The sequence below is a fragment of the Streptococcus parasanguinis genome, from assembly GCF_001578955.1.
Lineage (GTDB): Bacteria > Bacillota > Bacilli > Lactobacillales > Streptococcaceae > Streptococcus > Streptococcus parasanguinis_U.
On the sequence record NZ_KQ969690.1, the window covers coordinates 283,162 to 292,241 of the forward strand.

The 9,080-nt window shown below is 41.4% G+C and carries 9 protein-coding genes, 1 tRNA gene and 1 other RNA gene; 9 read left to right on the forward strand and 2 right to left on the reverse strand.

The features are described 5' to 3' along the window. The coding region (locus SPADD19_RS11545) for an NAD(P)/FAD-dependent oxidoreductase (protein WP_164905848.1) at positions 1–580 on the reverse strand (580 nt) is incomplete at its 3' end. A gap of 178 nt (positions 581–758) precedes the next feature. On the opposite strand from SPADD19_RS11545, the gene rpsU reads away from it, so the two are divergent. After that, positions 759–935, forward strand: a complete 177-nt coding sequence (gene rpsU / locus SPADD19_RS05210) for a 30S ribosomal protein S21 (protein ID WP_000048054.1) — start codon at positions 759–761, stop codon at positions 933–935. 100 nt (positions 936–1,035) lie between these two features. Here rpsU and mscL read toward each other — a convergent pair whose 3' ends face one another. Continuing rightward, positions 1,036–1,416 (reverse strand): large conductance mechanosensitive channel protein MscL, encoded by a 381-nt coding sequence (mscL, locus tag SPADD19_RS05215; protein WP_021152922.1) that lies wholly within the window; start codon positions 1,414–1,416, stop codon positions 1,036–1,038. Positions 1,417–1,630: 214 nt separating this feature from the next. Here mscL and dnaG point away from each other — a divergent pair, with 214 nt between their 5' ends. The 8 genes from dnaG to dnaE all read left to right on the forward strand — a co-directional run. After that, a complete protein-coding gene (gene dnaG / locus SPADD19_RS05220) occupies positions 1,631–3,409 on the forward strand; it encodes a DNA primase (RefSeq protein WP_061455440.1) in 1,779 nt (592 codons plus the stop codon). Positions 3,410–3,411: 2 nt separating this feature from the next. Further along, positions 3,412–4,521 carry an RNA polymerase sigma factor RpoD gene (gene rpoD, locus SPADD19_RS05225; RefSeq protein WP_021152924.1) on the forward strand — a complete coding sequence of 370 codons (1,110 nt, stop codon included), beginning with the start codon at positions 3,412–3,414 and terminating at the stop codon, positions 4,519–4,521. Between the two features lie 76 nt (positions 4,522–4,597). After that, positions 4,598–4,927, forward strand: coding sequence for a metal-sulfur cluster assembly factor (locus tag SPADD19_RS05230; RefSeq protein WP_004220168.1), 330 nt, complete (start codon positions 4,598–4,600; stop codon positions 4,925–4,927). A 171-nt stretch (positions 4,928–5,098) separates the two neighbouring features. Further along, the gene (locus tag SPADD19_RS05235) at positions 5,099–5,806 is read left to right on the forward strand and encodes an ABC transporter ATP-binding protein (protein ID WP_061455441.1); all 708 of its coding nucleotides are present in this window, start codon (positions 5,099–5,101) and stop codon (positions 5,804–5,806) included. 9 nt (positions 5,807–5,815) lie between these two features. After that, on the forward strand, positions 5,816–6,610 hold the full coding sequence (locus tag SPADD19_RS05240) for a hypothetical protein (protein ID WP_061455442.1): 795 nt from the start codon (positions 5,816–5,818) through the stop codon (positions 6,608–6,610). A 103-nt stretch (positions 6,611–6,713) separates the two neighbouring features. Further along, positions 6,714–7,062: a transfer-messenger RNA gene (gene ssrA, locus SPADD19_RS05245) on the forward strand. Between the two features lie 10 nt (positions 7,063–7,072). Beyond that, positions 7,073–7,160: transfer RNA gene (locus SPADD19_RS05250), tRNA-Ser, on the forward strand. An 84-nt stretch (positions 7,161–7,244) separates the two neighbouring features. Then, on the forward strand, positions 7,245–9,080 hold a 1,836-nt coding region (gene dnaE / locus SPADD19_RS12605), incomplete at its 3' end, for a DNA polymerase III subunit alpha (RefSeq protein ID WP_241496478.1).

Consider the following 9,080-nt stretch of genomic DNA (forward strand, 5'->3'; position numbering starts at 1 on the left):
GTTTGAGTTCTTCTACACTATGTTCTAAAGCACGGAAGTTATCCCGACGATGAATGATCGTAGTTGGAGCAATCTTGTCAAAAGCAAGAGCCCAGTCTACAGCAGAGTCTCCACCACCAAGGACGGTCACCTGCTGTCCTTCATATTGTTGGATGTTCGAAACATGATAGTGGACGTTATCAAAGTCTTCAGCTCCCTCAATGTCAAGGGCGCGTGGCTTAAAGGCACCACCGCCTATGGCTATAATGACTGCTTTAGACTGATGCACTTGGCGAGAAGTAGTGATGGTGAAGAGGTCGCCTTCTTTTCGAATATCCTCTACAGTTTCATTGAGAAAGATCGGTGTATCAAACCGTTTGACTTGCTCGATCAAGCGGTTGCTCAATTCTTCACCAGTCAAATTGGTAAAGCCAGGTACATCGAGGATACTCTTTTCTGGATAGAGAATAGCTGGTTGCCCTCCCAGTTGAGGTAAGGAATCAATCAGTTTGACTTTTACTTGGCGCATATTGCCATAAAAAGCAGCAAACAGACCAACTGGTCCGCCCCCAACAATTGTAATATCATAAATTTCTGACATAGTATCTCCTTCAGGGTTTTCTTTGTTTCCATTGTATCATAAAATGGGAAGAATGAAAAAGTTGGAAAAAGAAATGACATGAAGGCTAGGAGGGCTAGAAAAGTTTCAAAAGATCTTGACAGCGTCCTTAAAGTGTGATAAAATTATTAAGATTTTAGGCTTGAAGGGAGTGAAAAATATGTCAAAAACAGTAGTACGTAAGAATGAATCTCTTGACGATGCTCTTCGTCGTTTCAAACGTGCGGTTACTAAAGCTGGTACTCTTCAAGAAACACGCAAACGTGAATTCTATGAAAAACCTTCTGTAAAACGTAAACGTAAATCAGAAGCAGCTCGTAAACGTAAAAAATTCTAATTGAATACAAGAACAGACCTCGGTCTGTTTTTTGTTTTTTTCATCCGTTAAAGACAAAAAAACCGATCTTCTAGCTAGAAGATCGGATCTTTTTATCTGATTATTTGTTTGCAAGCAAGTCGCGGATTTCAGTAAGCAACTCTTCTTGAGTAGGAGCAGGAGCTTCTTCTTCGACAGCTTCTTCTTTTTTACCAAGGTTTTGAGCTTTTTCAGCAGCTTTCACTACGAAGAAAAGAACAGTACCAACAACAAGGAAGTTGATCACAGCGCTCAAGAAGCTACCGTATGCAACACCGTTCCATGACAAATTAGCAATCTTATCAACACCAGCAGCTTTCATAGCTGGTTTCAAAATAAGTGGAGTGATGATATCGTTAACAAGTGATGTTACGATAGCTCCAAATGCAGCTCCGATAACGACTGCTACAGCAAGGTCAACAATATTCCCACGAAGGAGAAAAGCTTTCAAATCTTTTAACATATCCTAAATATGTCCTTTCATAATAATTTTTTACTATGATAGTATAACGGAAAAATATTCGACTGACAAGGAATATGCCTCATTTTTTAAAATTAGTGATAAAGGTTGAAAATCTTTTCTTTTATGTGTGAAATCGGTAGGAAAAAATTTACTTTTACTAACTTTTAGTATAAAATATAAAGTGATAATCTATGGTAAAATGGAGGCACTGTTTATGGTTGATAAAGAGCTAATTGCAGAAATTAAAAACAGTGTAAACATTGTTGAAGTTATTGGAGAAGTTGTTTCTTTGACCAAGGCTGGCCGTAATTTTTTAGGGCTCTGTCCTTTTCATGGTGAAAAGACTCCTTCTTTTAATGTCGTTGAAGACAAGCAGTTTTACCATTGTTTCGGATGTGGTCGCTCGGGAGATGTCTTTAAGTTTATTGAGGAATACCGTGGAGTGGCTTTTATGGATGCGGTCCAGATCGTAGCAGAAAAAGCGGGTATTGCGCTTCAGTACCAAGCAAGGCCGGCTCAACCAACGTCTATCAATCCCAACCAAGAACTTTATGAGATTCATCAGGAAGCCAGTAAGTTCTACCAGGCGATTCTGATGACGACAAAGATGGGAGAAGAAGCGCGAAATTATCTGCATGAACGTGGATTGACGGATGAGGTCATCCGACATTTTCAATTGGGCTTAGCCCCAGCAGAAGGGAATTATCTCTATCGAAATCTCTCTGAGAAGTTCTCTGAGAAAGTGATTACCGATTCGGGATTATTCACAATCTCAGATGCTGGAACAGTTTTTGATGCCTTTCAGGATCGGATTATGTTTCCTTTGACGGATGATAGTGGACGTGTCATTGCTTTTTCTGGTAGGTTATGGAAAAAGATGGACGATGGGAGTCATCAAGCCAAGTACAAGAATAGTCGTAGCACCCGTCTCTTTAACAAAAGTTATGAGCTCTACCATTTAGACCAAGCTAAGACGAGCGCCAAAAAGCAACATGAAATGTATATCATGGAAGGCTTTATGGATGTCATTGCGGCTTATCGAGCTGGGGTTGAAAATGCAGTCGCCTCTATGGGGACAGCCTTGACACCAGAGCACGTCCAGCACCTGTCTCATTTTACCAAAAAGGTCATTCTGACCTATGATGGGGATAAGGCGGGACTTGAAGCAACCGCTAAGGCCTTGGATGTCTTGCAGGATCTGGAGTTGGAGATCGTCCGTATCCCTGATCAGATGGATCCCGATGAGTACCTCAAAAAGACCTCCCCAGAAGATCTAGCTTCCCTCTTGAAGAATTCGCGGATCAGTAAGGTTGAATTCTTGATGCACTACTGGAAACCCCAGTATATTGAGAACTTGCAGGCACAGATTGAGTTTGTCGAGAAGCTGGCACCGATGATCGCCCAGACGCGCTCCATCACAGCGCAAAACACCTATATTTATAAGTTGGCAGATTTATTGCCAGACTTTGATTATTTGCAGATTGAGCAGATTGTCAATAATAGTCGCTTGCATCAACGGCAGGAGGATCAAAGTGGTGGACGATCAAGAACGTCGAATTTTTCAGTCGATCTCCTACCTAACCGTGGGATGACGCGCTTGATCAAGGCGGAAAATCATTTATTAAGTAGGATGAAAGATTTTCCAATGGTGCTCAATGATTACCGTTTGCGACCTGATTTTGTCTTTGACACACCGGAGTTACAGATCTTGTACCAATTACTCTGTCAAAATGGAGAAGTCACATCTCAGGATTTGTCCGAGCAACCTGAAGGGGTCCAGCACGCCTGGTACCGGATGTTAGAAGAAGATTTGCCAGAAGAGATAGCGGATGGTGAATTAGAAGAAGTGGAAGAAACGCGAAATCGTGAGCTTCTTCGCAAAGAAAGTCAACAAATTGGAAATAAAGTGAAGGAAGCTTCCTCGACAGGGGATGCGGAAAAAGCTTTATTGGAACTCGAGCGTTTGATCGCTCAAAAAAGAAGAATGGAGTAGGAATGGCTAAAGAACAAAAAGATATTACAACATTGGACGTTCAAATTGCAGAGTTTATTCGCAGCCACAAGAAAAGTGGAACTGCAACAGATGATGAAATTAATGACAAGTTGGTTATTCCATTCACACTAGATGCAGATGGGATTGAAGATCTTTTGCAACGCATTCAAGATGCAGGAATTTCGATCACGGATAAAGATGGTAACCCAAGTGCGCGTGTGTTGAACAATGAAGAAGAGCCAGAATTGTCAGATGAGGAATTGCTTGGAAGCAACTCTGCCAAGGTCAACGACCCAGTACGGATGTACTTGAAAGAAATTGGGGTTGTTCCTCTTTTGACCAATGAAGAAGAACAAGAATTGGCTATACTAGTGGAACAAGGTGATTTGGAAGCTAAGCAACGTCTTGCAGAAGCCAACCTTCGTTTGGTTGTATCCATTGCGAAACGTTACGTTGGTCGTGGAATGCAATTTTTGGATTTGATCCAAGAAGGAAATATGGGCTTGATGAAGGCCGTTGATAAGTTTGACTATACCAAAGGGTTCAAGTTCTCTACCTATGCTACTTGGTGGATTCGTCAGGCTATCACTCGTGCCATTGCAGACCAAGCACGGACCATTCGGATCCCTGTTCACATGGTGGAAACCATTAACAAGTTGGTTCGTGAACAACGCAATCTCTTGCAAGAATTGGGACAAGACCCAACCCCTGAACAAATCGCTGAACGCATGGATATGACGCCTGATAAGGTGCGTGAAATCTTGAAGATTGCCCAAGAGCCTGTTTCTTTGGAAACGCCAATCGGGGAAGAAGACGATAGCCATTTGGGAGATTTCATCGAAGATGAAGTGATTGAAAATCCAGTAGACTACACCACTCGTGTTGTTCTACGTGAACAATTAGATGAAGTCCTCGATACCCTGACAGACCGTGAAGAAAACGTCCTTCGTTTACGTTTCGGTTTGGATGATGGAAAAATGCGGACCTTGGAAGATGTGGGTAAAGTCTTCAACGTGACCCGTGAACGGATCCGTCAGATCGAAGCCAAAGCCCTCCGCAAACTCCGCCACCCAAGCAGAAGCAAACCATTGCGTGATTTTATTGAGGATTAAAAAGATCCTGTGGATCTTTTTAACCCGAGCTAAGCAATTCTATCGAGAGTAACATAACAAAAAAAGGAAGTGTCATATGGCATATACAACTGAGCAAATTGAAGAAATTAAAAATAAAATCTTAAATGCTTTGGAAGAGGTAATCGATCCTGAGCTTGGGATTGACATTGTTAATTTAGGTCTTGTTTACGAGATCCATTTTGATGGTGAAACTGGAGCGACCATTATTGATATGACGCTAACGACCATGGGATGTCCATTAGCGGATCTTCTGACAGATCAGATTCATGATGTTTTAGCAGAAGTAGAAGAAGTGACATCTGTGGATGTGAAGTTGGTCTGGTATCCTGCTTGGACGGTAGAAAAAATGAGCCGCTATGCACGGATTGCACTTGGAATTAGTTAAAAATTCTATTCATCAAAACAAATCAGAGGTTGGGGCTTCCCTAACCTCTGATTTGTTTACACCTGTATTTTTGAACAACCATTTTCAAATTCTTAGCAAATTTTCAGATAAAGTTGCAATCATCAAGAGGACAAGGTATAATAGCATAAATAGAAAATAAAGGAGATTTACATGAATCAGTATCCTTTGGTCTACTTGGACCATGTGACAAAGAATTATGGGCATGAAGTTGCTCTCATGGATGTTAGTTTGAACATCCAACCTGGCCGTATTATTGGCCTTTTGGGGCCTAATGGTAGCGGGAAAACAACCATCATTAAATTGATTAATGGTTTGTTGCAACCAAGCCTTGGAAATATCTATATTCATGGGCAATTACCATCCCCAGCTTCTAAAAAAGTTGTTTCCTATTTGCCGGATACGACTTATCTGAATGAAAATATAAAAATTAGTGATGCTATTAGCTATTTCCAAGATTTTTATTCAGATTTTAATGTCCAACGAGCTTACCAATTGCTCAACGATTTGCATTTGCATCCAAATCAAAAATTGAACAGCCTTTCAAAAGGGAACAAGGAAAAAGTACAATTGATTTTGGTGATGAGTCGTGAAGCTGACTTGTATGTCCTTGATGAACCAATCGGTGGGGTCGACCCAGCAGCGCGTGATTATATTTTGCGGACCATTATTCAAAACAGACGTCCAAACTCTTCTGTCTTGATTTCTACTCACTTGATTGCGGATATTGAGCAAGTTTTGGATGAAGCGATTTTCATCAACCAAGGAAGAATCCTCTTGCATGAAAATACGACTGTTTTGCGCAATCAACACGGAAAATCTATCGATGAGATCTTCCGTGATCAATTCCGTGTTTATTAGGAGGACTCCATGTTAGGTAAATTATTAAAATACGAATTTAAGACAACAAGTAAATGGTATCTGTTGATTACTTTGATCGCACTTGGTTTGTCAGTGATTACAGGTGTTATTGGTGGAAGTGCTACAAACGGTTTTGTGAATATGGAAACCGATAGTATGCAAATCATAACGGGGACTCTTGGGATTCTCATTTTTGGAGGAGTCATTGGTCTTTATCTTAGTAACTACTATATTATTATTCGTCGTTTCTATTCCAACTTATACGGACGTGAAGGTTACTTGACCTGGACCCTTCCAGCTAGCCCTCATGCGATCATTTTGTCTAAATTTGTGGGAGCTTTAGTAGCGAGTCTTTACTGCCTATTCCTTCTATTTTTTAGTGGTTTTATCACAATGCTTGTGATGGGCGCTGTCATTGGACAAGACCTCTCTCCTGTATTTAGTATTATCGCTGAGGCTTTTAGTCATTCTATTGCTTATTGGATTATCATCTGGTGGATTTTTACCACAGCTTCAGGAATCTTACTATTTTATGTATCAATCGCACTTGGCCAACTGTTCCAAAATCGTCGTGGATTGAAGGCTATTCTGTTTTTCTTTCTCTTGTGTATTGTGTTAAGTATCATCGGTACAGCAGTCAATCCATTAAAAGATTCATATGCTGTCGGATATGCATTGGTTTATGGAAATATTGATGAATTTGGACCAAACTTCATCCCAGGTCTCATTTATGAAGTTATTAAGATTGTTTCTATGTACTTCACCATTCACTACATCAGCAAGTACAAGTTGAATCTTCAATAATAACAGCAAATTGAGCAAGGAGCTCCCCAGTGGAAGCCTTCTTGTTCAATTTTTTTCTTTTGCATTTTTAGCTACATTTTGATATACTAATTGTACTCGTTTTGGGGTCGTTACGGATTCGACAGGCATTATGAGGTATATTTTGCAACTCATCTAGCGGATGTAAAACGCCAGTTAAATATAACTGCAAAAAATAATAATTCTTACGCTTTAGCTGCCTAAACACCAGCAGGCGTGACCCGATTCGAATCGCTCGTGTTTGATGACAGGTCTTTATTTTAGCGAGATACGATCTAGCTTTGTCTAGGAGTTAGATAAGAGATTGATAGACTCGCAGGTACAGGGCTTGAGTTATGTGTCATGTAGCTGTTAAAATAAGACATAACCTATGGTTGTAGACAAATATGCTGGCAGGTGTTTGGACGTGGGTTCGACTCCCACCGGCTCCATATTTTTATTCATGGAAGATTACTCAAGAGGCTTAAGAGGCCGTGTTGGAAACGCGGTAGGCGTGTAAAAGCGTGCGTGGGTTCGAATCCCATGTCTTCCGTTGTTGAGACATCATTGTGTAGCAGTGGTGTTTTTTTGTACAAAAAAGAGTCCCAAAAATAGACAAGTGAGGGAGGAGAAAACAGTGATTGCACAGCTAGATACCAAATCAGTCTATACTTTTATGGAAAGCCTTGTGAGCATAAAAGACTATGTCCAAGTGGCTAAAAGCATGGGGTATGACGCATTGGGAATCATGGATGTAGATAATTTGTATGGAGCTTATGAATTTATCGAAGCCTGTCAGGCCCACAAGCTCAGCCCCTTGGTCGGTTTAGAAATTGGACTAGAGGTAGACAATGAAACAATTCCGTTTCGGATGATCGCTCTGTCAACGAAGGGCTACCAGAATCTGATGAAGATGTCGACCGTCAAAATGATGGGGAAGAGCAATTGGGAGGATGCGAAGCACCTTACAGAAGGAGTAGCAGTCATTGTCCCTGCACCTTTTGCTAGTGGAGACTTGCCGCTTAGTCTAGATTACTTCATCGGAGTTTTTGCGGATACGCCGGTCCAAGAGTTTAGCCACCCTGTGCTCCCTCTTCATACTGTGCGTTTTTTTGAGGCGGGAGATATGGAAGCCATGCAGATGCTAGCAGCCATTAAGGACAATCAAAGCTTAACGGAAACAGGACCAATTGATCCGACAACAGTCCTAAAAGCCCCTCAGGATTTAAAGAATGATTTTGCAGAGCGATTTCCTCAAGCCATCACAAATCTGGAAAACCTTGTACATGGAATTCAATACGACATTGATACCCAGTTGAAATTGCCTCGCTTTAATCCTCAGAAACCAGCTGTTGAGGAATTGAGAGAATTAGCTCAAGTGGGTCTTCTTCGAAAGAACTTGACCAGTCCGGTCTATCAAGAACGTTTGGATCATGAATTAGACATTATTCACCAAATGGGCTTTGATGATTATTTCTTGATTGTCTGGGATCTTCTTCGTTTCGGACGAAGTCAAGGATATTATATGGGAATGGGGCGTGGGTCTGCTGTAGGCTCACTGGTAGCTTATGCCCTGGAGATTACAGGGATTGATCCAGTGGAGAAGAACCTCCTGTTTGAGCGCTTTTTAAATGTGGAGCGCTATACCATGCCGGATATTGATATTGATATTCCTGATATCTATCGTCCAGAATTTATCCGTTATGTGAGAGACCGTTATGGGAGTTACCATGCAGCTCAGATCGTGACCTTTTCAACCTTTGGGGCCAAACAAGCCATTCGAGATGTCTTTAAACGTTTTGGGGTACCAGAGTACGAATTAACCTCCATTACCAAGCGGATTGGCTTTAGGGATACACTGACGACAGCGTATGAACAGAATCTAGCTTTTCGACAAGTGATTCATAGTCGAGCAGAATTTGAACGTGGCTTTGAAATTGCCAAAAGAATTGAGGGCCAACCTAGACAGACCTCGATCCATGCGGCGGGTGTTGTGATGAGTGACCAGGATTTGACGGATCACATTCCTCTCAAGTATGGAGAAGACATGTTTGTCACCCAGTACGATGCTCATGCGGTTGAAGCCAATGGTCTATTGAAGATGGACTTTTTGGGTCTGCGAAACTTAACCTTTGTTCAAAAAATGAAGGAAGCCGTCTATGAAAAGTACCAAGAAGAGATCGTGATTGAAGCCATTGATTTAGAAGATCCAGAAACCTTGGCCTTGTTTGCTGCTGGGGATACCAAGGGGATTTTCCAATTTGAACAGGCTGGAGCCATTCGCCTCTTGAGACGAGTGAGACCCAATCATTTCGAAGAAGTGGTAGCGACCACCTCTCTCAATCGTCCAGGAGCTAGTGATTACATTGATAATTTCGTCAAAAGAAAGCACGGCCAAGAAAAAGTTGAGATTTTAGATCCAGCTATTGAAGAAATCTTAAGGCCCACTTATGGGATCATGCTCTACCAAGAG